Origin of the sequence: Pseudomonas sp. MEJ086, from assembly GCF_030209025.1 — a bacterium.
Taxonomy (GTDB): domain Bacteria; phylum Pseudomonadota; class Gammaproteobacteria; order Pseudomonadales; family Pseudomonadaceae; genus Aquipseudomonas; species Aquipseudomonas fulva_A.
The window spans coordinates 68,056-92,069 of sequence record NZ_JARVSV010000016.1 but is presented as its reverse complement, the minus strand read 5'-3'; the positions used below and the strand labels follow the sequence as shown (position 1 = coordinate 92,069).

Below are 24,014 nucleotides of genomic sequence, written 5' to 3'. Positions count from 1 at the left end.
GAAACGGATTCATTGGCCGGATTTGATCCGGTTCCATTCACGGGTGATCAGGCGCTGGATGTTTTCCGGCAGGTCGGCGGAAACGAACGTTCGGCCGATCACGTCATCGCTGGGGTAGACCCCGGGATCGCCGCTGACCTTGGGGTCCATCAACGCCGTGGCGTCCTTGTTGGGGTTGGCGTAGCCCACGTAGTCGCTGATTGGCGCGATCACGTCGGGGCGCAGCAGGTAGTTGATCAGTGCATGTGCGTTGGCGACGTTGCCGGCATCCTTGGGGATCGCCAGCATGTCGAACCAGAGGTTCACCCCCTCCTTGGGGATCAGGTAACGGATATCGGTGTGCTTGCCGGCTTCCTTGGCGCGGCTGCGCGCCTGGATCACATCGCCGGAGTAACCGATGGCCACGCAGATATCGCCATTGGCCAGGTCGGCGGTGTATTTCGACGAGCTGAAGTAGGTCACCGAGGGGCGCAGGGTCGTGAGCAGCTTGGCGGCCAGCTTGTAATCCTCGGGCTTGACGCTGTTGGGGTCCAGGCCGAGGTAGAGCATGGCCTGGGGAATGATCTTCACCGGTGCGTCGAGGAAGGCCACCCCGCAGCTTTTCAGCTTGGCCAGGTTCTGCGGGTCGAAGACCATGGACCAGGAGTCCAGTTGCACGTCCTTGCCGAGTACGGCACGAACTTTTTCCTCGTTGTAGCCGATGCCCACGGTGCCCCACATGTAGGGCACGGCGTAGCGATTGCCCGGGTCGGCGGCTTCCAGGCGCTCCATCAGGCGCGGGTCGAGGTGCTTCCAGTTATCCAGCAGTTCGGGTTGCAGCGGCTGGTAGGCACCGGCGCGAATCTGCTTGGACAGGAACTGGCTGGAGGGCACCACCACGTCATAGCCGGAGCGCCCGGAGAGCAGCTTGGCCTCGAGCATTTCGTTGGTGTCGAAGATGTCGTACTGGGCCTTGATGCCGCTGTCTTTCTCGAAGTTCTTCAGCGTCTCGGGGCCGATGTAGTCCGACCAGTTGTACACCTTCACCACCGGTGCGGCGGCCAGTGCCATGGGCGCAACGGTGGCACAACACAGTGCTGCGAACAGTTTCGATAAACGCATCGTCATCTCCTGGTAAGGCTCACAGCACGCGGCTGAGAAAGGCTTGAGTGCGAGGATGGGTGGGGTTGCTGAAAATCTGTTGCGGCGGGCCTTCTTCGATCAGTTCGCCCTGGTCGAGGACCACGACCCGATCGGCCACTTCGCGGGCGAAGCCCATTTCGTGGGTGACCACCACCATGGTCATGCCCTGCTCGGCGAGCTGCTTCATCACCTGCAGCACTTCGCCGACCGTTTCCGGATCCAGGGCGCTGGTGGGTTCGTCGAAGAGCATGGCCTGGGGTTTCATCGCCAGCGCCCGGGCGATGGCCACGCGCTGCTGCTGGCCACCGGAAAGCATCGACGGGTAGTGATCGGCCTTGTCCGCCAGGCCCACTTGGGCGAGCAGGGCGCGGGCCTGTTCGAGGGCCGCCTTGCGGGCAACTCCCAACACCTGGATGGGCGCTTCGATGATGTTTTCCAGGGCGGTCATGTGCGGGAACAGATTGAAACGCTGAAATACCATGCCGATGTCGCGGCGCTGCCGAGCGATGTTGCGCTCGCTGTCGCGCACCAGCGAACCGTCGGCACGCTCGCGGTAGCCCATCGGCTGGCCATTGACCCGAATGCGCCCGCTCTGGATCTCTTCGAGCAGGTTGATGCAGCGGATGAAGGTGGTCTTGCCGGAGCCCGAGGCGCCGATCAGTACCACCACTTCGCCGCGCTTCACCTGCAGTGACACGCCTTTGAGGATTTGCAGATCACCGAAGGACTTGTGGATATCCAGGGCCTCGATGACCGACTCCTGACTCGTGCTGTGCATCTCAACGCCCCCTCAGAAGTTTTGCCGTGTAGCTGCCGAACAGTCGCTTCGAGGCGGTGGCGGGGCGCCGGTCGGATTGCCCGAAGCGCCGCTCCAGCCAGCTCTGGAAGAAGCCCCAGAGCGTCGTCAGCAGCAGGAAGTAGATCGCCACCACCAGGTACAGCTCGAACACCCGGAAGGTGGCCGAGGTGATCATCTGGGTACTGAGCAGCAGCTCCTGCACGCCGATCACGCTGACCAGCGTGGTGTTCTTGAGCATCACGTTGAACTCGTTGCCCAGCGGCGGCACGATGACCCTGAACGCCTGGGGCAGCACGATGCGGCGCATGAGTTTGGCGAAGGTCATGCCCAGCGAACGCCCGGCTTCGTACTGACCCTTGTCCACCGCCGCGATGCCAGCACGAATGATTTCCGCCATGTAGGCGCCTTCGTTGAGGCCCAGGGCGATGATCGCTGCCTGGATGTTGCCAGGGATCACCACCCAGCCGAGGTCGATGTCCTCGAAGCGGAAGATGCCGCCGGCGGCGAGGGCCGTGTAGAGGAACACGATCTGCACCAGCAGTGGCGTGCCACGCATCAGCCAGACGTAGAAACGCACCGGGTACTGCAGCAGCGGGTTGCCCGACAGGCGCATCAGGGCCGCGATCAGCCCCAGCACGCAGCCCAGAGTCATGGACAGAACGGCGATCACGCAGGTCAGCCACAGGGCGTTCAGGTAAACGTCACTGGGCTGCAGCAGGTACTGCCAGAATATGTCCCAATTGAAATTCATCGATCCGCTCCTCAGTCCAGCTTGTCGCTGTCGACGTGCCACTTGCCGAGCAGCTGTGCATAACTGCCGTCGGCACGCATGTCGGTGATCACCTGCTGGACGGCGGCGGAGAGTTGCGGGTCGTCCTTGCGGATGCCGATGCCGGTAAGGATGCGACCGAACGCCGGTACGCCTTCCTGAAACAGGTCCGGCGCCATGGCAGCGTAGTAGCCTGCGGTTTCCACCGTGGTGCCATAGGCGTCTACCTGGCTGATGCGCAGAGCCTGGAAGGCATCGGTGTCGGTGTTGTAGACCACCAGCTTCATGGGCGGCTTGCCGGCCTTGGCGAGTGTCTCGTTCTCGGCGTCGAGCAGGGTCTTGATGGTCGAGCCGTTCAGCACGGCGACCTTGTGACCGGACAGGTCGTCCAGCGCCTCGATGCCCTTCGGGTTGCCCTTGGGGACCACCACCGACTGGCTGGAGTACATGTAATTGACGATGTCGATGACCTCGCGTCGCTCCGGCTTGTCGAACAGCTGATCGACGATCAGGTCGCACTGGCTGGCCAGCAGGGCGGGCACCAGCCCGGAGAAGGGAATGACCCGCCACGACACCTGCTTGTCACCCAGCCGTTTGGCGATCTGCAAACCAAGGTCCACGGCGAGCCCTTGCGGTTTCTGCGCCGCGTCGAAGGACACCAGCGGTGGGGAGTCCATCCCGGAGCAATAGGTCAGCTTGTCGGCATCTTTCAGGCGATCGGGCACCACCACGGCGGCCGAGGCGAACGAGGAGGCCAGACCGAGGGTGACCGCGGCGATGAGGGAACACGAAGGGCGCATGGTGAAACTCCGTTTGCTGTTGATGGGGAGGGCAGCAGTCAAGAAGTTCGGCTGGGCGAGACCCGCTTCGGGTCGGCCCGTTTTTTATTGTTCGGCTTGCAGAAAAAGAGTCAGTGCCGGCAGCGTGCCTTCGATGTGCCCGCGGATCACCCGCTCGGCGAGGTCCGCGTCGCGGGTGCGCAGCGCTAGCAGAATCTGTTCGTGTTCTTCACGGCCGCTCAGCGGCTTGTCGCCATGTTCGAGCCAGAGGCGCATCGGTGCCTCGATCAGCGAGTAGAGCGCCACGATCTGCTTCATCAGCCGCGGGCGTTCACTGAGGCTGCACAGGTATTCGTGGAAGTTGCGGTGCCGCACGACCCATTGCGCGGTGTCGTCCCGGCACTCGTCCATGTCATCGAGCAGCCGCTCCAGAATGGTCAGGTGCCGCTCGGTGACCTTGCTGGCCGCAACCCGTATCGCCAAGCCTTCCAGGGCGCTGCGCATCTCGAAGACTTCGTTCATCTGCTCGATGTCCAGACCACTGACGATGGCCCCGCGATTGGGTCGCAGGGTGACCAGCCCTTGTGCGTCCAGGCGCCGAAACGCCTCGCGCACGGGCATGCGGCTGGTGCCTATTTCAGTGGCGATGTCCTCGGCCACCAGACGGTCACCCTTGCGATAACGACCCGCGCAGATTGCCGCGAGCAGAAAGTTGTAAGCCTCTTCTTCGGCGGTAACGGGCTGGCGGTGGGTGTAGAGCGGAGCGCTGTGCATAGGCTTTCCTGAATAAATGTATCCAATTATCCGTTTATCCAAACAAAGCAATTAGTGAGCCATAGGCGCTCGTCCGAGTGTTTGTGCTGGCGCAACAACGGGTTAGCCAATGGTGGTGGGTGGCGCGCCTGGCATTGGGCAAAGGCGAGGTGTCACCTAATGAAGCAACAGGTGGCGAGGTGCACGTTATTCGGGCACTGGGGGTGGGAGAGGTGGCGGGCGGTAACACCGGCAGGGCCGGTCATGTCGAGGCTGCATAGCGTTCGCGTGCGTGAACCGCGCACTGCGGAAGGTGATCCACGCAGGCATATCGAGTAGCCTTGCAGCTCTTTTTCGGTTGGATCGGTCTGTAGGGAGTCGAGCATTGAGTCACAAGAGCAAAGCGATCCTCTGGGGCAGCCTGGGCCTGAGCCTGTTGCTGTCGGTTGTCGCGCTTCGTCTGTTCTCCGTCTGGGCGACGACGCTGCCGCTGGACGTACCGATCCGCCTCGATGAAGGCGCCACCCTGGAATTTCCGGTCAAGGCCCGAACGCTCGAGTTCGATACCCTGGCCGTGGTGTTCTCCACCGATGAGCTGCCGCTGTATACCGTGCGCAAGCTGTCCGGCGGGCCGATCTGGGAAAACGAACAGTGGGTCGAATACCCACCCGCCCCGATGACCCTGGCGTGGAAGCTGCGCACACCGGCAGGCGAACTGATCTCTGCGGGGCAGGGCGATGTGGCCCAGGAGCTCACCAGCTACGGCAGCAACGAGATCACCCGCGCCGTCTCGCACATCCCCATGGAGCCAGGGGACTACAACCTCGAAGTGAACGTGCTGACACCCGATGCGCGCTTTGGCGAAGTGGCCACGCGCCTGGTGATCGTGGCGGAAGGTAAAGGCAGAACCTGGCAGTCCAACGTCGCCTGGTGGGGCTCGATCATCTCCGGCGTGCTGCTGATCCCGCTGATGGTCATCTGCGGCCTGCTGACCCTGCACAACTTCACCCGCTGGCGTTACGGCGCGCCTGCTGCGGATTGAAGGGCAAGCGCCGCACCGCTGCAGGATGGAAAGCGTGTTTGTAGGTGTGACCCTGGCGCGATGCGATGCCAGCCAGCGCATCGCGCCCGTGATCGCCACCCATCGTTGCCGTCCGTCGAAGCCATGGCACTTCATCTCCACCCGTGCCTTCAGATTCATAGGTGCGGATGTTCCGCGCCGACACGGGAGATCTGTCATGACAGTCGAAGACAACAACGGCCCGGAAGCGCCTTACCAGGGCCCTTCACGCAAGACGCCCGACGCTGGCCAAGGCCACGGCTCCGGGCTCGACGATGCCGAGTCCGAGCCCAAGCAGGGCGCTGACGAGTCCGAAGCCAAAAAGCACCGCGTCGACTGGACGCCCCCGCCCGGCAACCCCGGCTCCGATCAGGATGCGATGACCGATCGGGAAGAAGGCAGCGCCAAGACCGACTGATCGCAGAACGTCAGTGAGCCGCAAGCCCAGCCAGTGTGCTGGGCTTTTTCGTTTCTGGTTTGGCGGATCGATACCCTTGGCTTACAGGTGGCTCGAGTGACCCTCCGAAATACTCAGAAGGCTGGCCGAGGCATGCCTCCCGAGAGTTATTCGATCACAGGCCTCACATGCCTTTGCCTGCCGGTCGTCGCAAAAGGAGACGCCACCTTAAATATAAATGGCCAAGCGCTACCATTTTTCATTTTTGCTGCTGTATTTAAGCGACGGTTTGTTCACTCAGTCCCGCATGACTCCATCGGGAGTGTTTTCAAACTACAAGGAAGTGGTCGCAATGAATCACGTATTTGCGTTGGTATGGAATGCTTCGTTGGGTTGCTGGGCGGTCACTCATGAGCTCAGCAAGCGTTGCCGCAAGGGCTCCCGACGGTCAGGCAAGTTGGCGTTGGCCGCGCTGCTCCTCGGCGCGGGATTCAGTCCAACCGCCTTTGCTACCTGCAGCACCAGCGGATCGACGGTTACCTGCACCGGTGTGCCGAGCCTGCCGCTGTTTCTCAACAACTTCTCCAGCGCTACCAGCGGCCTGACGGTCAACGTCAACTCCGGCGCGCAGATGAATGCGACCCTCGGCGGCCACGTGATGGACCTGACCGGGGTGAACATTTCCCTGAACAACTCCGGCACTATCGATCCGGCGCTACTGGGGCTGGTCTCGGTGTTGAGCGGCGGTGCGTTCATCGGCACCGGCGCAACAAGCACGGTCAGCGTGCTCAACAATGCCAGCGGTATCATTCGCGGCACGGGCATGCTGCTGGGCCTCAACCTGACCAGCATCGACGGCTTGGGCATCGCCGTGAACAATGCCGCTGCCGGTACCACCACCATCACCAACAACGGCACCATCACCTCAACCGGTTTGTCTGTCGGTGGCATCACCCTGGCCGATACGCCGGTGATTGGCGTCTACGGTGGCTCGCAAGTCAGCATGACCAACAGCAGCACCGGCGTCATCAACGGTCGTGTTGCGTTCGAGACGTCAGCGGCAGGCAATACCTTCATCAACGCGGGTGCTATTACTGGCGGTGTCTCGATGGGCGCGGCGAGCACCAACACCTTTACCGCGGTGACCGGTTCCTCGGTGCCGGTCGGAGACGGCGTGCAGATCAGTGTAGGTCTGGGTGGACTGATCGGCATCAACCTGACCTTCGCCCCGACCGGCACGGTCGATGGCGGCGCCGGCGGCACCAACAGCCTGATCCTGCAAAATCCGGTCGGCGTCGGCGGTGGCACCACCGGTGTCGGCACTGCCTCGAGCGCCACTTACGTCAACTTTAACAACCTGACCCTCAACAGTGGCACCTGGACCTTGCAGGGGCCTCTGGTCAGCGGCGCGACCACGCTCAATGGCGGTGTCGCCCAGTTCAACAACAGCGCCACCTTCGGCAGCGGCGTGATCACCTCCAACGGCGGGATTCTGCAGGCGAGCAATGCCGGGTTGAACATCGGCAATATGATTTCCCTCGGCGCTGGCGGCGTGACGCTGCAAGGCACCAACGCGACCACACTGAGCGGGGTGATTTCCGGCAGTGGTGGCCTGACCAAACTCGGCGTCGGCCAGTTGAACCTCAGCGCTGCCAACACCTATCTGGGCAATACCACGCTCAATGGCGGTACGGTGCAGGTCAGCAACAATCAGGCTTTAAGTACCGGCACCCTCAACGTCACCGGCGCGACAACGCTGAGCGCACCGGGCACGATCAACCTGGCCAACGCCATCAGCCTCGGCGGCACATTGACGGCTGGCGGCACGGGAGCACTGACGCTCGGCGGCCTGATCAGCGGCAGCAGCGGCCTGACCAAGACCGGCGCATCCAGCCTGACCCTCAATGGCAACAACACCTACACCGGCACCACGGCGCTGAATGCCGGTTCGCTGGTGGTCGGCTCCAACACCGCACTCGGCACCGGCGCACTGAACGCGTCGAATGGCACCTCGCTCAATGCCAGCACTGCTGCCACCCTGGCCAACAACGTCAACCTCGCCGGCACTCTAATCCTGGGGGGGACCAATGCGTTGACCCTCGGTGGCGTGGTCGCCGGTGTCGGTGGGCTGACCAAGAATGGCGCTGCCGACCTGACCCTCAACGGCGCCAACACTTATCTTGGCAACACCGCGTTGAACACTGGCAAATTGATTGTCGGCAGCAACATAGCACTGGGTTCCGGAACGTTGAACACGGCGAGCAACACCACGCTGGATGCCAATACGGCCGTCAGCCTGAACAATGCCGTGGCGCTCGCCGGTGCCTTGAACATCGGCGGCACGGCGAATGTGACCCTGACCGGGCTGGTCAGCGGCGCTGGCCGTCTGGTGAAAGACGGCGCGGCCAATCTGATTCTCAACGCTGCCAACAACTACCTCGGCGGCACCACGCTAAACGCCGGTACGCTGACAGTCGGCAACAGCTCGGCGCTGGGCGTCGGTGCGTTGACCGTTGCTGGCGCTGCAACGCTGGACGGCAACTCGCCGCTGGTCAGCCTCAACAACGTCGTCGTCCTGAATGCCGCGTTGACCGTTGGCGGCACGCAAAACCTCACGCTCGGAGGCGTCACCAGCGGCACTGGCCAACTGATCAAGAACGGCGCAGCCAATCTGACCGTCAACGGCAACAACACCTTCAGTGGCGGTACCACCCTCAATGCCGGCACGCTGACGTTGGGTAACGCTAGCGGTTTGGGCAGCGGGGCGCTGATCGTTGGTGGCGCGGCAGCACTTGATAACAGTGCCGCATTCGGTATCGGCAATGCGTTGACGCTCAACGCTGGGCTGACCGTCGCGGGCAACAATGACCTTAGCCTAAACGGCATCATTGACGGCGCCGGCAGCCTGACCAAAAACGGGTTGTCCGACCTGACCCTAGCCGGCAACAATGCCTTCACTGGCGCGCTGGATATCGTATCCGGCAGCGTCACTACCCTCAACAACAATGCGCTGGGCAACACCTCTGGCGTCAACGTCAGCGCTGGCGCCGGCCTCAATCTGGGCAGCGATGCCAGCCTCGGCGCACTGACCGGCAGCGGTAGTGTGCAGCTCACCGGCAGCAACACGCTGACCGTCGGCAGTGGCAACGTCACCAGCACATTCGACGGCGACCTCAGTGGCAGCGGCGGCCTGATCAAGGTCGGCACGGGTACCCTTAACCTCACTGGGATCAACGGCATCACAGGCAACACCGCGATCAACGGCGGCATCGTCGATCTCAGCGGTTCGCTGGCCAGTGCGCAGGTCAACGTCAACACCGGCGGTACCCTGACCGGCACCGGTTCGGCGATTGGTAGTGTCAACGTCAATAGCGGCGCTCATCTGGCATTGTCGTCGGGCAACCTACTGTCCGCCAGTGCGCTGACCCTCGCGGCTGGCAGCAACGTCGATGTGGCGTTGGGCACACCGTCGACCACGTCGCTGATGAACGTTGGCGGTAACTTGACCCTCAACGGTAATCTCAATGTCACCGATGCCGGCGGTTTTGGCGTCGGCGTATATCGCCTGTTCAACTACACCGGCGCCCTGACCAATCTGGGCCTCGATGTCGCCAGCGTGCCGGTTGGCTACGGCCTCGGCGATCTGGTGGTGCAGACTGGCATAGCCAATCAGATCAACATTCAAGTGTCGGCACCGAACGTCAACATTCGTTACTGGGACGGCAGCCAGACCATTGCCAACGGCGTGGTCGATGGCGGCAGCGGTATCTGGAGTGCGGTCGGCACTAATTGGACCGATGCCAATGGTCTGGTCAATCAGCCGTGGGTAGGCGACTTCGCGGTGTTCCAAGGCACCGCCGGCACCGTGACGGTGAACGGCACGCAAGCGTTCACCGGCATGCAATTCCTCACCGATGGCTACAACGTAGTCAACGATGCGGCGGGGCAACTGACGGCGTTCAACGGCACAGGCGGCACCACTTCGTTGCGCGTTGATCCGGGTGTGACGGCGACCATCAACGCCAATATCGATGGCAGCGGCATTCTCAATAAGCTCGACGCAGGCACCTTGGTACTCGGCGGTGCCAACGCTTATACCGGTGGTACGCAACTGGACGGCGGCAGGATCATCGTCGGTAGCAACACCGCGCTCGGCACCGGCACGCTGACGGCCAATGCCGGCACGCAACTGGACAGCAACGCAGCGGTGACTCTGGCCAACGCGGCGGCGCTCAATGGCAACCTCACCGTGGTCGGCAGCAATGCCCTGACCCTCGACGGCGTGATTGGCGGCACCGGCGGCCTGATCAAAAACGGCGTGGCCAACCTGACCCTCGGCGGCAGCAATACCTTCCTCGGCCCGGTGGCGCTGAACGCCGGTGGACTGATTCTGGCGTCGAACTCGGCGCTGGGCTCCGGCACATTGAATGCGGCGGGCGGCACCACGCTGGACGCCAGCGCCGGGGTCTCGCTGAACAACGCGGTCAACCTCGCCGGCAATCTCGGCATTGGCGGCACGGCGGATCTGACGCTTGCCGGCACGGTCAACGGTGCCGGCAGCCTGAGCAAAAACGGCGCGGCCAACCTGACTCTGAGCGGCAACAACAGTTTTCTCGGTGGCATCATCCTGAACGCTGGCAGCCTGTCCGTTGGCAGCAACTCGGCGCTGGGCCTGGGCAACCTGACCGTGGCGGGCGCCTCGGCGCTGGATAGCAACAGTGCGCTGAGCCTGGGCAACAGCGTCGTGCTCAACGCCAACCTGAGCAACGCCGGCAGCAACAACCTGACCCTTGCAGGTGTGGTCAGCGGCGCGGGCGGATTGATCAACAATGGCGCGTCGAACCTGACCCTCAACGGCATCAACACCTATAGCGGCGGTACCACGCTGAACGCCGGTACGGTGACACTCGGCACTGGAGCCTCGATGGGTTCCGGCGCACTGACCGTGGCGGGTGCATCGACCCTCGACAATTCAGCACCGCTGGTGCTCGCCAATAACGTCAACCTCAACTCCAATCTGAGCTTGGCCGGCAACAACAACCTGACCCTCGGCGGTGTGGTCGCAGGGGCTGGCACGTTGACCAAGAATGGTCTGGCCGATGTGACGTTGAGCGGTAACAATACCTTCAGCGGCACCTTCGATGTGCTGTCCGGCAGCCTCACCACCCTCAGCGGCACGGCGCTGGGCAACGATTCCACGGTCAATCTTGGCGGTGGCGCGGCGCTCAATCTCGGCGCATCGGCCGGCCTCGCCAGCCTGACGGGCAGCGGTACCACGCTGATCGGCACTGGCAATACACTGAGCGTCGGCGGCAGCAACGTCAGCAGCACTTTCGCCGGCGTTCTCAGCGGTGACGGCGGTTTGACCAAGCTGGGCACTGGCAGCGTGACCCTGAGTGGCATCAGCGACCTGACCGGCGATGCCAACGTCAATGCGGGGACCTTGCAGGTCAACGGTTCGCTGGCCAGTAGCAATGTGCTGGTCAACAGCGGCGGTACCCTCAGCGGTAGCGGCGCAGTGACTGGCGCCGTGACGGTGGCCGGTGGCGGTAATCTGGCTGGCGTGACCGGCAGCACCCTGTCGGTGGGTTCGCTGGCGTTCAGCGCTAACTCGAACTTCGATGTCGGCCTCGGCACTCCGGTGTCCGGTGGCGGCAATGCACTGGTCAACGTAGGCGGCAACCTCACCCTCGACGGTACCCTCAACGTCAGCGACATCGGTGGTTTCGGCAACGGCGTGTACCGCCTGATCGACTACACCGGCGGCCTGACCGACAACGGCATGCTTATCGGCACCGTACCGGGCAGCGTCAGCACAGGCGACCTGCAGCTACAAACCGCGCAGGCCAATCAGATCAACCTGCTGGTCACCGTGCCGGGCGTTACTGTGCAGTTCTGGGACGGCAATCAACTGGTCGCCAACGGGGCGGTCGATGGCGGCAGCGGTGCATGGGGCACCGGCACCACCAACTGGACCGACGTCAACGGCACCAGCAATCGGGTCTGGACCAGCAACTTCGCTGTATTCCAAGGCGCGGCGGGTAGCGTGACAGTCAACGGCGCGCAAACCATCACCGGCATGCAATTCGTCACCGACGGGTACAGCCTGCAGAACGGCACCGCGGGTTCGCTGAACCTGCTCAACGGTTCGTTGGGCAACGCCTCGGTGCGCGTCGATCCGAACGCCACCGCGACCCTCGGGGTAGCGCTGAACGGTACGGGGACCCTCGGCAAATACGACGCTGGCACCCTGGTGCTCAGCGCCGCCAACGGCTACACCGGCGGCACAGCGCTCAATGGCGGCAAGCTCGTGGTCGGCGACAATGCGGCGCTCGGCACCGGTGTGCTGACAGCGGCCAACGGCACTGCGCTGGACAGCAGTGCCAACGTCAGCCTCGCCAACGCTGTCGTGCTCGACGGTGGGTTGAACCTCGTCGGCTCCAACGCCCTGACCCTCGGCGGGGGCATCAGCGGCACCGGCAGCCTGATCAAGACCGGTAGCTCAGCGCTGACCCTCAGCGGCAACAACAGCTACAGCGGTGGCACCTTGCTCGGTGCTGGAACCCTGGTGGTCGGTAGCAATGCGGCCTTGGGGACCGGAGCACTGGTCACCGTCAGCGGCACCACCCTGGACAACAGCACCTTCATCGACCTGGCCAACGCATTGGAACTCAACGGCAGCCTGACACTGGCTGGTAGCAATGACCTGACCCTCAGCGGTGTTATCAGTGGCAACGGCGCGTTGAACAAGCAGGGCACCACTGAGCTGACCCTGAGCGGCAACAACACCTTCGGTGGCTCGCTGAATATCTTCAACGGTACCTTGCACCTGATTGGCAATACTGCCCTGGGCAACGCCGATCTGAACGTTGCCACGACTGCCTCGGTCAGCGTCGGTGGGCTCAATAAAGTCGACGCCCTCAGTGGTTCGGGAGCGCTCGCGCTGGCGGCAGGCAGCACGCTGCAAGTGGGCACCGGCGGGACCAGTAGTGTCTATGACGGCTCGATCAGCGGGGCTGGTCAATTGACCAAGGTCGGTACTGGCAAGCAGGTACTCAATGGCAATTCGACGATCGATGACGGCACCACCGTAGTCGAGGGCAGCCTGATTGTCGGCGGAGCAGCGGGCTCTACGGCCACCCTGGCCAGCGACATCGGGGTCACTCAGGGCGCCATGCTTGGTGGTCACGGTATCATCATCGGCAACGTCAACCTGGCCAGTGGTGCGACTCTCGATCCGGGTAACTCCATCGGTACCCTCAGGATCAACGGCGACCTTAGCCTCAACAGCGGCTCTACACTGATCATCGAAGCAGAACCTGACGGTCGCTCCGACCGAGTCATCGCCACCGGTATCGTCTCCCTGGGCGGCGCGAACCTCAGTGTTCTGGCGGGTGCTGGAAACTGGGCGTCGAACACCCAATACAACATCATTCAGGCCGCCAGCCTCAACGGTACCTTCGGCAGCGTCAGCAGCAACCTGGCCTTCCTCACGCCACAGGTGGCATACACGGGCAACAGTGCGACGCTGCTTCTGAACCGCAACGACATCGCCTTCGCCTCGGTTGCACAGACCGACAACCAGCGTGCCGTGGCCTCCTCACTCGATGTCGCTGGCGCGGGTAGCGTGTATGACGCAGTCGCGGTGTTGAGCGCCGATCAGGCGAGCCTTGCATACGACAGCTTGTCTGGCGAAATCCACGCCAGCACCCGCGGCGCGATGTTCGATGACAGCCGCCACGTGCGTGATGCCATTGGTACGCGCCTGCGCAATGCGCAGAGCCAGGCACCGAGCGAAGGCGTGCTGCATGTCGATGCGGACAGCGGCATGACCTTCTGGGTGCAGGGCTACGGCAGCTGGGGTGACAGCAACGGCAACCGCAATGTCGCCGACCTCGACCACAATACCCAGGGCGCATTGCTGGGTATCGACATGCCGCTGAACGACACCTGGCGTGCTGGCCTGGCTGCGGGTTACGGCAACAGCGATCTGGATGCCGATGCGCGCAACTCATCGGCCAAGGTCGACAGCACGTCGCTGACGGCCTATCTGGGAGGGCAGTGGGATGCACTGCATCTGCGCGTGGGCGCCTCGCATGCCTGGAGCGACGTGGACAGCAGCCGCCACGTCAAGGTCGGCAGCCTGGAGGAGCATGTCAAAGCCGACTACAACGTTGGCACCACTCAGGTGTTCGGCGAGTTGGGCTATGAGATCAAGGCGGGTGACCTGGCGCTGGAGCCTTTCGTCGGCCTGGCCCATGTCGAAGTCGACAGCGACAGTTTCCGCGAAACAGGTGGCAGCACGGCGCTGAGCGGCGATAGCGAGAAGGCGCGTGCAACCTATTCCAGCCTTGGCCTGCGTGCCAGCACCCCAGCAGCTAGCGTGGCCGGGGTGCCGCTGAGTGTGCAGAGCAGCCTGGCGTGGCAGCACGTGCTCGATGAGCCAAGTGAAAGCCGCCGCCTTGGTCTGGCTGGCAACGACAGCTTCAGCGTCAAAGGCGTACCGGTGAGCCGAGACACCGCGGTTCTACAACTCGGTGTCAGCGCCAGGATCGCTCCGCAAGCGAGTCTTGACCTGGGTTACTCCGGGCAGGTCGGCGATGGTTACCAAGACCACGGTGTTCGTCTGGGGCTCAATATCGCGTTCTGAGCACAGAGCCTGCGCGGTGCAATGCCGCGCAGGCAGTGGCTACCTCGTTACGAGGTGCAACCCTCGGCCACCGGCTCCTGCCTCACTCGACGATCTCCGCCCCCCAGCCGTCATATACCGCCCCGTGTCGTTGCGCCAGGGACTCGAACCGCTCCGAAAGCTGAATCAGGGCATGCAGCTCAAGCACCATCGTGCGTATGGCAATCACTTGATAGGCCGGGTTTGACTGCTCAGGGGCGTAGATCTGCACGCTGTAGTCGAGGTCTGCCAGCTCGGTTGCCAGCGCGTGAGCCGCCGACTCTTTCTCGACCTCGAAGACGAACTCCGGCACATGCGGTTTTCTCAAATCCGCCCCGGCCTGCGCCATCTGCAGCAACACACGTGCATCAGGATCATCGTTTCCTTGAAGGGGTGCCAACAGTTCTGCAGGTGTAGTCATGGGAGGCCTGATATCGGGTTAAAGGGCGGGCTCTGGGGCGACCCGGATAACAGCAGAATATAGAAGCGATTCGTACAGGCATGGCAAAAATTTCAGCTGCTTGTGCGCGCCCTCTCGTTATTCGGTGTGCGGCGCTGAAAGGGCGGATTTGTTTGCGGCTGGCAGGACGGTTCGTGAAAAGATCGGCCTCTTTCGCACTGACGGATTGGCATGAAAGCAGTGTGAGGGGCAGGCTGATTGCCGCAAAGACAGCAACTCCCAAAGCCGGCAAGCGAGCCGGAATTTTCATTTATGTCTTTTACCAACTACTGCCGATGAGTCTGATTCAGCGCGCCGGTTCCCTATCCATATTGCAACCTTTACGCGGAGGGCGCTGGCTTGCCCTCGAGCATTCCCCACGCTACCCTGTGCGCGTCGCTGTAAATCCAGCGACCGGGTTTGACGGCCCGAGCAAATCAAGGCGCAACAGCGCCCAAGACCCATTGCAGGCGCTTTTTTTGTGCCCGCGATGTCGTGTCATGGCGGCTGTGCGTGGGGCACCTTCGGGTGCGCCGGGTGCCTTGATTCCCGGTCCGTCAACCCGCGCACAGCTGCCACCCTAAATCGTTTGACGGCGATCCGTGGCAGCTCCCCAAATCAAGGAGCTACAACCATGACGCACACCCACGCCCCCAATCCGTCCGCACGCTGCCATCCTGAATTCAAGGGGGGCAGCATCATGACTGACTTCATTCCACTCTCCAGCAATCCAACCACCACTCCCGTACTGCTGATCGACACCAGCCATTCCTACATCGACCTGCACGAAAGCGCCCAGCAACGCCTCAGCGCAGTTCGCGGCCTGCTGCACAGCCTCGCCGCCATGACCATCGCCCATGCCGACGCCACGGACGTACAAAACATCAGCGCAGCCGCCCACCTGCTTACCGAAGATGCCTGCGATCTGGTGAAGGCCGCGCATAAGGCAGCGATGCGGGAGAGGTGCCGGGGGTAAGGAGTGGGGCGGGAAACCACCGGCAAGCAGGTCCCGCATGAGTATTGGGCTGCATCACTGGCGTCCGCTGGGGCCTGCCGCAGCGGCCCTCCAATGCGTGGGTGCTTCAGGCTGGAACCTGGCCAGGGAAACCGAGCCACCGTGCCGAATGCTGTGGCTGATCCGCTGGTGCTGATCACTGACGTCAGTAAGGTCGCCTGGCAGGCACTTGCATATTCGCTGTTGTGTTGGATGGTGATAACTCGGGCGTGGCGAACGCCATGCCCGCAAACCACTAATCACGAATTCAGTATGAAAGCAATCGTAGTAGCAGTAATTATCGCGATGGTCTCAACCGAGGCGATGGCCCAGCTTCCTTCGAACGACCCCGCGGTGGTCTGTAAGTATCTGGACGTTGAAAAGCTTGGCGCGAGCGGCTGGGCAGTCAACGAGGATCTTGAAGGTCACTGTGTCAGCGAGATTATTGGGTTCGGGCGAGAGAGCGTAGGGCCACTTCATCAGTTGTCGTTTGTGGCCACTGGTACACCTGAGGCTGCAACCCTGCTTCAGGTGGTGTTTGACGTGAATCCCCCTCAGGCCATGTCAGATGCTAACAATGCTTTCTTGCGTGTTTCGCATAGGCTCAGCACCAACGCATTCGGCAAGCGTTTGCCCTCCAGCATCTCCTCGGCCATTACCGGTGGACGAGAGGCGACAGTTGAGTTCGAGGGCGCCACGCTGAGCGTAAGTCGGCAAACTCATGAAAGCGGAAGCGGTTATCAGATGCGGTTTTCTGTGCAGTAGCGCCGCTTGCTCTACCTGCTGGCTGAAATGCGGCACTCGAGCTGTTTACAGTTCTAGGTAGGCTATTCAAGCGGACTGCACATGCATGAGCCGATCAGCCAATTTATTCGGCTCAAATGGTGAGCCGATAATGTGCGTTGTTCGGCTCACTGCCCCTTCGGCAGGGTGATTGTAATTATCGTAATCAGCCCGTGTCGCCCTTGGGCCAACCCTGAACTGCCCCTGATGAGAATTGGGCCCGAGGCGGGGAGGGGCGTCAGAGGTGCTGATATAGATAGCGGCCTACCATGGCGAAGCAAACGATCACGATCAGCGGCCTGATCAGCCTGGAGCCTCCCGTCATCAGCACCAGTGAGCCCAGGTAAGCGCCAATCACCTGCCCTATGGCCATGGTGCCCCCGAGAATCCACAGCACCTTGCCGCCAATGATGAATACCACCAGCGAGGCCATGTTGCTGGCGAGATTCATGCCCTTCGCCGAGGCGGTGGCACGTACGAGATTGCGGCCGCGCAGCGCGACTTCGGCAAGCGAGAAGAGCGAGCCCGTGCCTGGGCCGAAAAAGCCATCGTAAAAGCCGATGAGCGGAACGATGCAGGACCTGTACAAGCCGCTGCCCATCCTGGGCTTGCGCTCCACGGTACCTGCGCTTGGTGCCAGCAGAAAGTACAGCCCGATGCTCACGAGCACGATGGGGATCAACAGATCCAGCACCGATGCATCGACGAACTGGATGGCCGCAGCCCCCAAGGAGGCGCCCATGAACGAAGACAGGCAGGCTGCCTTGATATCGTCCCAGGTCACTTGTCGCCTGCGCATCAGCGTCAGCGTCGACGCCAATGTGCCGAAAGTGCCTTGTAGCTTGTTCGTCGCGATTGCCTGTACGGGCGGAACTTGCATGAGCAGCATCGCCGGAATGGTGATGAGCCCACCGCCGCCCGCGAGCGTGTCGATGAAACCGGCCGCCACCGCGACGGTTGCGAGTATCAGGAGGGTTTGCGAATCGAGGATCATGTCCATGAAAAGCCTGCCTGAGGTTCAGGGCCTGTGGTTGGGCGGGAGCCATGCGGGGTGTCTGACGTTTTCCTGGCGGGTCGATACGCGTCCATTGGTCTTCTTCGGGGAGGGAGCCGAAGTGCAACCGTACTCACCCTGCATTAAGCTGTGGTTCAACCAGGCTTTATCAGTCCTTAAGAAAAATTGAATGATCTCTGTCGAAGACATGCGCCTTGCCGCCACGTTGGCGAAAGCTGGCTCGCTGAGCGCCGCGGCACGAATGCTCAACGTGACGCCTCCTGCTCTGTCGATGCGGCTGCGCAAGCTCGAGGCCGCCCTGGGCGCGAAGCTCGCGAACCGCGATGCGCAGCGGCTCAGCCTGACCGCCGAAGGGGAGCGACTGGCCGCCGAATGCGTCGCGCTTCTCGAGCGAATCGATGGCTTGTGTGAAACGTTTCGCGAGCCTCAGGGGCAACTGACCGGAACGCTGCGTCTGGCCACGTCGTTCGGCTATGGGCGCAAATTCGTGGCTCCCTTGCTTTCCAGGTTCGCCCGGCGCCATCCCTCGCTCAAGGTGCATCTGGACCTGCGCGAAACCCCTTGGCCGGACCGTCATGACAGCGATGCGGTGATCCACATAGGCGCGGTTCGCGATAGCTCATGGGTCGCACGAACGCTGTCGACCAATGAACGATGGCTTTGCGCGAGCCCCGCATACCTCGATACCCACGGCGCCCCGCAAAATCCCGGCGACCTGGCTGCGCACCGCTGCATCTGCATCCGTGAGAATGAAGAGGACGCGACGCTCTGGCATGTGCGCCGGTCAGGCGTCAGCCAAACCGTGAGGATCGAGCCAACGCTGGTATGCAACGACGGCGTTATCGCCCGACAGTGGGCGGAGCAGGGCCACGGGTTGCTACTGAGATCCGAATGGGATGTCCGCGATGGCATTGCCCGAGGAACGCTGGTGCGTTTGCTGGAGCACTGGTCCTTCGGCAGTGCACCGATTCAACTGCTGGTGCCCATTCGCAAGGACAGAAGCGCCCGGGTGCAGGCATTGATAGCCTTTCTGGATGGGGAGAGGTGAGTGTGTGGTCCGGCTGGGAGTGCCAGGAAGGACACGCAAAAAAGAAAAAGCCTCTGAAAACCTTTCGGTCTTCAGAGGCTTATTTGGTGGGCCGGGGTAATTTGAATCAAACTCGTATCCTTTTGATTTTTATTATTAATATCGGTTTCAATTTTTATATGGAATACCAAATGGAATGCCTTGCGAAATTACACTCTCACATTACTGCCCTTATGGACTCGAGATTGACAATCTATCGCATCAAGCCTGACAAGCGTTCTTCGTAGCCATGCTCCGCAGTTGATTGCGAATAGCTGCTAGTGGGGAGCCAACTGCTGGCGAGAAGAGGGCCCTCCGCGTAGCGCAGCTAATTGCTCCCCCATCTGCCAATCGTGCGCTCACGAAACTGTGTGGCAGTTAGGGGGGACGCCGCTAATAAGTAGTTGTCCACTGATTTAACGGTACAGTAGCCAACCTTAAAGAGGCCATTATCGTCGCGTGCGCTCGAGCGGCTTACACGTTCACATGAGTGGTTTTTGCCAAAAAACGGTGGTGTTAGATGTCGCGGTCACCCATGACTCAGCGCTTCCAGGTGCTTTGGTGGAAGTTTCATCTGTCAAAAAACTGGATAATTCTATTTAGCGCCTACCTCTCTTGAAATTGAGTGAAATGACCTCAATATGATCTTATCTGGCCATCATCAGTTTTAATTACGGATGTACTGGGGGGAAAGGTCGAATGGCAGGAAAAGAAGGATCCAAGGTCGCGAAAGGGCGTTTCAATACCAACGATGAAACGAAGCGGATCGTATGGATCCAGACAGCTGGCCACTGCGAGCTATGCGGCACAGATCTTACGTTCGACTATCGTGCTGGTAAGCCAATGAACTGGGGCGAGGTAGCACATATCCTTCCGGCCAGTCCGAGAGGCCCCCGTGGACGCGCGGATCATGATGCTGAAGCGCACACGAACGATACCGCCAACCTCATGCTTCTGTGCCCAGGCTGTCATGACAAAATTGATCGTGACGCAGATGGCTACCCTGAAAATGACTTGAGTGGTTTGCACCAAGCATACCTAGAACGCATCCGACTCGCCGCAACGACCCCCGATGGTGGCAGAGCCATTCCTCTAATTGTCCAGAGTCAGCATTTCCAGACGATCAACGACATTCCTGTCCGCGATCTGTTGACTGCGATGTCTGCTGAGGGATTAACCGCCTTCGACCAAGGCATCAAAATCACTTTCCCTGCGCCCGGACCGCGAGGCAGGGACGTGACCTATTGGCAGAACGTCAAAGACAGCGTTCAGTATGAGCTGGAGCAACAACTCAAGCGTCGCGGCGGCACCTATGGCGACGCGCCTGCACTAGCTGTAGTGGGCTTGGCCGATATTCCAGCTTTGATGATGTTGGGCCAAGGTATCGGCGACCGTTCCAAACGCTTGATCTTCTCTTTTAACCGCGAGCATCTTCTGCGCTGGCCCGATCAGTCCGCTGAGCCGCCCAAGTTTCTGTTTACTCCTCCGCCGAACGGCGATGGCCCACTGGCGCTGGTGCTCTCCATTTCTGCGCAAGTTCCAATTCGCGACGTGACCGACGCTCTACCCGGTGCGCGTATTACAGAGCTGTCGATTCCAGAACCTAGCTACACGATGGTACAGAACCGTCGGGTGATTCATGCTTTTCGCGATGCCCTTCAGATAGGGCTGAGCCAACTTGAGGCCCTGACCCCGAACCCTATCCACGTCTTTGCGGCAATCCCTGCGGCATTGGCCATTGAGTTTGGAGCGTTGCTCACCACACAGCATCAGCATCCTTACCTGATCTTTGATCGGGACAGAGAAAACCAAAATCGGTTTACGCAAATACTGCATTTGGGCCTCGAGGCCCGGGAGGCCATGTAATGCTTATGAGCAACGAACAGACCAAGCGCAGCAGTTGGGAATATTTTCTGCTTCGCGCAGCGCGGGACATCTCGCTGTCGGAAGCGCAGTACGAAAAAATTAATGATCGCTACTCCCAACTGGAAAAAATCCTTTCGGCCTCCGACAACCCGCTGCTTGCTGAGGCCCATATTTTCGTACAGGGCTCTATGCGGCTGAAGACGACCATCAAGCCAATCTCCGGCGCGCCTGCGGATCTGGACACGATTGATGCGGACGCTATTATCTGGCTGCCTCATGCTCAAGGCGCTGGTGCAAAGGAAGTCCTAGAAGCGATTGAGGAGCGTTTTAGGGAAGGCTCTCGCGTTCAGGAAGAAGTTAAGCAACTACGTCGTGGCATTCGGATCGTTTACGCCGACGAAAATCCCGGCTTCCATATCGATGTCACGCCTGCCCGCGCGATTAACGGAAATGGCGAAGGAAACGGCGAGGGTAAGCTGGAGGTTCCGGATCGGGTCACAGGTTGGAAAGCAAGCAGCCCTATTCCTTACTCGAATTGGTTGCAGGTTGCCTCTGCCCAGGAAATTTCTCTGGAGAGCTTGGTGATTGCCAAAAGTCAGAGAATGCTTGATGCAGCGACACAGGATCCGCTGCCGCATTATCAGGACTATATCGATCAGGATCCGCTACGCGCGACCATAAAGCTGCTAAAACGGCATCGTGACGAATGGGCCATCAAAACTAAGAGCGCGGATATCCGCCCTATATCGGCCGTTATCACGACCCTAGCCACCCATGCTTACCTAGATGTCGTGAAAGAGTCCAAATCGAAGCCTTTGGCCCCGCTGGATGCAATTCTGGAGATTGTTCGTAGGATGCCGCACCATATTGCACACAGAGGCAGTGACTGCTTTGTTTGCAACCCCGCTGATAACGGCGAAAACTTTGCGGAGAAATGGAATAGACCTGGCGAAGGGCACGGCTACCGCCAGGCATTTGCCACGTGGCACGCTGACGCCAGCGCATCAATATCTTTAGGTTTGGAGAGTTTCGAGTCCGCAGATTCCTTTGCTGAGGCAGTGAAAGAGAACTTCGGTATGGCGCCGGCGTTCATTACAGCGGTGAACAATGAAATCCCAGCGAACTGGACGATGCCTGGTCGACCGGATGGTACCACTCGAAATTCTGCCTCGATGGGCGCGCTCTTCGGAGGGGCTAGCGGTGGCGGAACCTCTCAATCGAGCGTAAAGCCAGTTGGACGCCTTGGCTGATCCTATTAAGACGCCATTGCAGCGTGGAATCGCCGCACTGCGAAATGCCCTAGGTCAGGATGCTGCCGATGCACTGCTCCAGCCCGCACCCATGCGGGCTGACGAAGCGGCGAGCTTTCACTTTCCCTTGCCCATCGACTACACGGGGCGAGAGCGGCGACTGCGTATTGGTTTTCCCTCCAATTTCCCCCGTGGGCTTTTGCGGCTGAATGTCGAACCCTCTCCATGGCTGGTCTGGCCGCATGCCACGAAGTCGGGGCTTTGCCTTCACGGCTTTCAGGAGCGCCCCATTATGGGCGGCCCAGAGGTCGTGGTAGAGGACAGCCTTGCTCGCTTGGCCAAGATCGTTTCTTTATCCGAGATGGGATCAAGTCAGGCAAGGCGCGATATCGAATTTCAGAATGAGATCACTACCTACTGGTCTATTCAGCACGGTCATTCATTTCAGAACCTCTTACTCTTAGATCGACCTCAGGCAGCGTCGGAGTTGTTTGCTCTCAGCGATCCGCGTCGGGCTGTGCCATCCGGCCAGGAAACGGTTTGGCTAGCATCGAACGTAGCTGCACTCAAAGGACATTACAGACGGGTTGTCGGGCGCTCCGCTGTAATTCGCGCGGCCGAAACTCCGGGTTTTTACGTCAAGCTTCAGACTTATCCGGATATTCGTACCCCGGATCCAGAAGACTTATTGCTGTGGCTTACGCCACACCTTCAACCAGGCGATGCCGAGCGATTGCTGGCATGGTTTGACCTGCACGGAACATTGGCTAGTCGATGGATTGTCTTGGAGCTTCCTGGGTGGGCGGGCGCTCCAACCTATTGTCTCAATGTTCGCTCTTTCGGCGTACAGCCGGAGCGGGGGGCAAAGTTTGGCTTGCGCACTGCGCGCCGCCGTCCAGCTATTGCAGATGCACATGCTCCGGCGCTCGTCCGAGCAACCGCATTGGACGTACTTGATCGGGCTTCCATTCTGTCCCGCGATATAAGCGGCACTGCAAAGCACCTTGAAAACGCTCGGGTAGTTTGTGTCGGCGTTGGCTCATTAGGCAGTGCGGTGGCAATACAGTTGGCGCGATCCGGTGTCGGCCACCTTACCCTCATCGATCCCGACACTTTGGTGTCAGCCAACCTCGGTAGACACGTTCTGGGAGCGGATAGTCTAGGAAGACTGAAGGCCACAGCGTTGAGGGACAAGATTCTGTTAGATCTTCCGACTACAGAATGCACCGCTTATCCGACTTTTGCTGAAGTTGTGATGAGCAGCAAACTAGAAGTATTCGATACAGCGGATCTGGTGGTGATTACGACAGCAGACTGGCAATCGGAGGTCACTGTATGGCGGGCTAAATCCAGCGGCGCCACATGGGGGCTGTTACAGGCTTGGAGCGAGCCGCACACCCAAGTGGGACATGCGCTTTTCGCACCAGCCGGCGCCTTTGATGGCAGGCATTTGTTCACGGACATCGGCGATTTCAGGCATAAATTCACTGAGTGGCCGGGAGGAGGTGTTGTTCCACTGCCGGCCTGTGGGGAGAGCTTCATTCCAGGCGGATCGCTGGGGATGACGAATATCGCCTCAATGGTGTCGCACACGGCTTTGCGCACGTTGACCGGAAATATCGACAATGCATCTTGGGTCAGCAGCATCTACAGGCCTGAAGACGTCCCGAGCCTAGGAGGCAAATACCATGGGCCCAAACTGCCAGAAGGGGCACAGCAAATCCTACTGGAGCGCGGATGGCCGGAATATAAGGATGAAACGGTATGACGCATATCGCTTGGCGCTGGAGATGGCCGGAGGTGAATTCTGAGCTCTTGGTGTCGCAAGCGGTCGCGGACGTCTTGGATAGTCATCGGCAGGGCCTTTTTGGCGTGGAGCGAGGGGGACAATTATTCGTCAACCCTGTTAACCCGGCTGGCTTGCTGCTGGCCTTGGCCACGCTGCCACATCGCTCCGATCGGTCAGGCGGGTCTTGGCTAGAGTTGGATGCGGAGCGCTGCCGTCAGGAGATTCAGGATGCCAACGAACAAGGATTACGTCTGGTGGGCTACTGGCATACGCATCCCCAATCTGTTCCGGCAATCTCTCCGGCTGATATAGGAAGTTTCTCCAGATTTGCTGCGCGTTACACGCAGGATCTGCCGCACCCGATAGCCATTATCGTCGGCAAGTCCGAAAAACCAGAAGGCATCAAGGCGTGGTCGTTCAGGGGCGGCAGATATATTGAGGCAACCTGGCTCAGATAAGCCCCAA

At 60.6% G+C, this 24,014-nt stretch carries 17 protein-coding genes; 10 read left to right on the top strand and 7 right to left on the bottom strand.

The window, feature by feature from the left end; genetic code table 11:
* Positions 1 to 9: 9 nt before the first annotated feature.
* The 5 genes from QRN22_RS11025 to QRN22_RS11005 all read right to left on the bottom strand — a co-directional run bounded on the left by QRN22_RS11025 (position 10) and on the right by QRN22_RS11005 (position 4,243).
* The gene (locus QRN22_RS11025) at positions 10 to 1,101 is read right to left on the bottom strand and encodes a polyamine ABC transporter substrate-binding protein (protein WP_042556393.1); all 1,092 of its coding nucleotides are present in this window, start codon (positions 1,099 to 1,101) and stop codon (positions 10 to 12) included.
* A gap of 19 nt (positions 1,102 to 1,120) precedes the next feature.
* The gene (locus QRN22_RS11020) at positions 1,121 to 1,900 is read right to left on the bottom strand and encodes an amino acid ABC transporter ATP-binding protein (RefSeq protein ID WP_042556394.1); all 780 of its coding nucleotides are present in this window, start codon (positions 1,898 to 1,900) and stop codon (positions 1,121 to 1,123) included.
* 1 nt (position 1,901) lies between these two features.
* Positions 1,902 to 2,672, bottom strand: coding sequence for an amino acid ABC transporter permease (locus tag QRN22_RS11015; RefSeq protein ID WP_042556395.1), 771 nt, complete (start codon positions 2,670 to 2,672; stop codon positions 1,902 to 1,904).
* An 11-nt stretch (positions 2,673 to 2,683) separates the two neighbouring features.
* Positions 2,684 to 3,490, bottom strand: coding sequence for an ABC transporter substrate-binding protein (locus QRN22_RS11010; RefSeq protein ID WP_042556396.1), 807 nt, complete (start codon positions 3,488 to 3,490; stop codon positions 2,684 to 2,686).
* Positions 3,491 to 3,574: 84 nt separating this feature from the next.
* On the bottom strand, positions 3,575 to 4,243 hold the full coding sequence (locus tag QRN22_RS11005) for a GntR family transcriptional regulator (protein ID WP_042556397.1): 669 nt from the start codon (positions 4,241 to 4,243) through the stop codon (positions 3,575 to 3,577).
* Between the two features lie 364 nt (positions 4,244 to 4,607).
* On the opposite strand from QRN22_RS11005, the gene QRN22_RS11000 reads away from it, so the two are divergent.
* From QRN22_RS11000 to QRN22_RS10990, 3 genes are all read left to right on the top strand, one after another.
* Positions 4,608 to 5,264, top strand: a complete 657-nt coding sequence (locus QRN22_RS11000; protein WP_042556398.1) for a hypothetical protein — start codon at positions 4,608 to 4,610, stop codon at positions 5,262 to 5,264.
* Positions 5,265 to 5,460: 196 nt separating this feature from the next.
* Positions 5,461 to 5,700, top strand: a complete 240-nt coding sequence (locus QRN22_RS10995; RefSeq protein WP_042556399.1) for a hypothetical protein — start codon at positions 5,461 to 5,463, stop codon at positions 5,698 to 5,700.
* A 331-nt stretch (positions 5,701 to 6,031) separates the two neighbouring features.
* A complete protein-coding gene (locus tag QRN22_RS10990) occupies positions 6,032 to 14,329 on the top strand; it encodes an autotransporter-associated beta strand repeat-containing protein (protein ID WP_285402595.1) in 8,298 nt (2,765 codons plus the stop codon).
* Positions 14,330 to 14,411: 82 nt separating this feature from the next.
* Here QRN22_RS10990 and QRN22_RS10985 read toward each other — a convergent pair whose 3' ends face one another.
* Positions 14,412 to 14,768 carry a ribonuclease E inhibitor RraB gene (locus QRN22_RS10985; protein WP_082045741.1) on the bottom strand — a complete coding sequence of 119 codons (357 nt, stop codon included), beginning with the start codon at positions 14,766 to 14,768 and terminating at the stop codon, positions 14,412 to 14,414.
* Between the two features lie 652 nt (positions 14,769 to 15,420).
* Between QRN22_RS10985 and QRN22_RS10980 the strand changes: the two genes are divergently transcribed.
* Together QRN22_RS10980 and QRN22_RS10975 are read left to right on the top strand one after the other, a co-directional pair.
* A complete protein-coding gene (locus QRN22_RS10980) occupies positions 15,421 to 15,762 on the top strand; it encodes a hypothetical protein (RefSeq protein WP_231570126.1) in 342 nt (113 codons plus the stop codon).
* A 291-nt stretch (positions 15,763 to 16,053) separates the two neighbouring features.
* Positions 16,054 to 16,545, top strand: coding sequence for a hypothetical protein (locus tag QRN22_RS10975; RefSeq protein WP_042552974.1), 492 nt, complete (start codon positions 16,054 to 16,056; stop codon positions 16,543 to 16,545).
* A 256-nt stretch (positions 16,546 to 16,801) separates the two neighbouring features.
* Here QRN22_RS10975 and QRN22_RS10970 read toward each other — a convergent pair whose 3' ends face one another.
* Positions 16,802 to 17,563, bottom strand: a complete 762-nt coding sequence (locus tag QRN22_RS10970) for a TSUP family transporter (RefSeq protein ID WP_042552975.1) — start codon at positions 17,561 to 17,563, stop codon at positions 16,802 to 16,804.
* Positions 17,564 to 17,747: 184 nt separating this feature from the next.
* Between QRN22_RS10970 and QRN22_RS10965 the strand changes: the two genes are divergently transcribed.
* From QRN22_RS10965 to QRN22_RS10945, 5 genes are all read left to right on the top strand, one after another.
* Positions 17,748 to 18,626 carry a LysR family transcriptional regulator gene (locus QRN22_RS10965; protein WP_042552977.1) on the top strand — a complete coding sequence of 293 codons (879 nt, stop codon included), beginning with the start codon at positions 17,748 to 17,750 and terminating at the stop codon, positions 18,624 to 18,626.
* 717 nt (positions 18,627 to 19,343) lie between these two features.
* On the top strand, positions 19,344 to 20,510 hold the full coding sequence (locus QRN22_RS10960) for an SAVED domain-containing protein (RefSeq protein WP_042552978.1): 1,167 nt from the start codon (positions 19,344 to 19,346) through the stop codon (positions 20,508 to 20,510).
* Entirely contained in the window at positions 20,510 to 21,760 is a 1,251-nt protein-coding gene (locus tag QRN22_RS10955; RefSeq protein WP_042552979.1) for a nucleotidyltransferase domain-containing protein, read from the top strand. The genes QRN22_RS10960 and QRN22_RS10955 overlap by 1 nt, the downstream gene beginning before the upstream one ends.
* Entirely contained in the window at positions 21,744 to 23,528 is a 1,785-nt protein-coding gene (locus QRN22_RS10950; protein ID WP_042552980.1) for a ThiF family adenylyltransferase, read from the top strand. The genes QRN22_RS10955 and QRN22_RS10950 overlap by 17 nt, the downstream gene beginning before the upstream one ends.
* Complete coding sequence (locus tag QRN22_RS10945) at positions 23,525 to 24,007, top strand: Mov34/MPN/PAD-1 family protein (RefSeq protein WP_042552981.1); 483 nt, start codon at positions 23,525 to 23,527, stop codon at positions 24,005 to 24,007. The genes QRN22_RS10950 and QRN22_RS10945 overlap by 4 nt, the downstream gene beginning before the upstream one ends.
* Positions 24,008 to 24,014 lie beyond the last annotated feature (7 nt).

Excerpts from the sequence above, each read along its gene's own strand:
- QRN22_RS11025 (WP_042556393.1), bottom strand. The coding sequence starts at position 1,101 with ATGCGTTTATCGAAACTGTTCGCAGCACTGTGTTGTGCCACCGTTGCG.
- QRN22_RS11020 (WP_042556394.1), bottom strand. The coding sequence starts at position 1,900 with ATGCACAGCACGAGTCAGGAGTCGGTCATCGAGGCCCTGGATATCCAC.
- QRN22_RS11015 (WP_042556395.1), bottom strand. The coding sequence starts at position 2,672 with ATGAATTTCAATTGGGACATATTCTGGCAGTACCTGCTGCAGCCCAGT.
- QRN22_RS11010 (WP_042556396.1), bottom strand. The coding sequence starts at position 3,490 with ATGCGCCCTTCGTGTTCCCTCATCGCCGCGGTCACCCTCGGTCTGGCC.
- QRN22_RS11005 (WP_042556397.1), bottom strand. The coding sequence starts at position 4,243 with ATGCACAGCGCTCCGCTCTACACCCACCGCCAGCCCGTTACCGCCGAA.
- QRN22_RS10995 (WP_042556399.1), top strand. The coding sequence starts at position 5,461 with ATGACAGTCGAAGACAACAACGGCCCGGAAGCGCCTTACCAGGGCCCT.
- QRN22_RS10990 (WP_285402595.1), top strand. The coding sequence starts at position 6,032 with ATGAATCACGTATTTGCGTTGGTATGGAATGCTTCGTTGGGTTGCTGG.
- QRN22_RS10985 (WP_082045741.1), bottom strand. The coding sequence starts at position 14,768 with ATGACTACACCTGCAGAACTGTTGGCACCCCTTCAAGGAAACGATGAT.
- QRN22_RS10980 (WP_231570126.1), top strand. The coding sequence starts at position 15,421 with ATGACGCACACCCACGCCCCCAATCCGTCCGCACGCTGCCATCCTGAA.
- QRN22_RS10975 (WP_042552974.1), top strand. The coding sequence starts at position 16,054 with ATGAAAGCAATCGTAGTAGCAGTAATTATCGCGATGGTCTCAACCGAG.
- QRN22_RS10970 (WP_042552975.1), bottom strand. The coding sequence starts at position 17,563 with ATGGACATGATCCTCGATTCGCAAACCCTCCTGATACTCGCAACCGTC.
- QRN22_RS10965 (WP_042552977.1), top strand. The coding sequence starts at position 17,748 with ATGATCTCTGTCGAAGACATGCGCCTTGCCGCCACGTTGGCGAAAGCT.
- QRN22_RS10960 (WP_042552978.1), top strand. The coding sequence starts at position 19,344 with ATGGCAGGAAAAGAAGGATCCAAGGTCGCGAAAGGGCGTTTCAATACC.
- QRN22_RS10955 (WP_042552979.1), top strand. The coding sequence starts at position 20,510 with ATGCTTATGAGCAACGAACAGACCAAGCGCAGCAGTTGGGAATATTTT.
- QRN22_RS10945 (WP_042552981.1), top strand. The coding sequence starts at position 23,525 with ATGACGCATATCGCTTGGCGCTGGAGATGGCCGGAGGTGAATTCTGAG.